Origin of the sequence: Vibrio sp. TMPB1044 (assembly GCF_030442075.1) — a bacterium.
Classification (GTDB): Bacteria; Pseudomonadota; Gammaproteobacteria; order Enterobacterales; family Vibrionaceae; genus Vibrio; species Vibrio satsumensis.
Genome location: NZ_JAUJED010000049.1, coordinates 1 through 205 on the forward strand (window position 1 = coordinate 1; position 205 = coordinate 205).

The window sequence follows — 205 nt, forward strand, 5'->3', positions numbered from 1 at the left end:
TGTCATGCCAATGGCATTGCCCGGTAGCTAAGTTCGGAATCGATAACCGCTGAAAGCATCTAAGCGGGAAGCGAGCCTTGAGATGAGTTTTCCCTGGCGCTATAAGCGTCCTAAAGGGTTGTCGTAGACTACGACGTTGATAGGCAGGGTGTGTAAGTGCTGCGAGGCATTGAGCTAACCTGTACTAATTGCCCGTGAGGCTTAA

At 50.7% G+C, this 205-nt stretch carries 1 rRNA gene; it reads left to right on the top strand.

Annotated elements, in window-relative coordinates:
- A 23S ribosomal RNA gene (locus QQ041_RS21965) occupies positions 1-205 on the top strand; the annotation flags it as partial.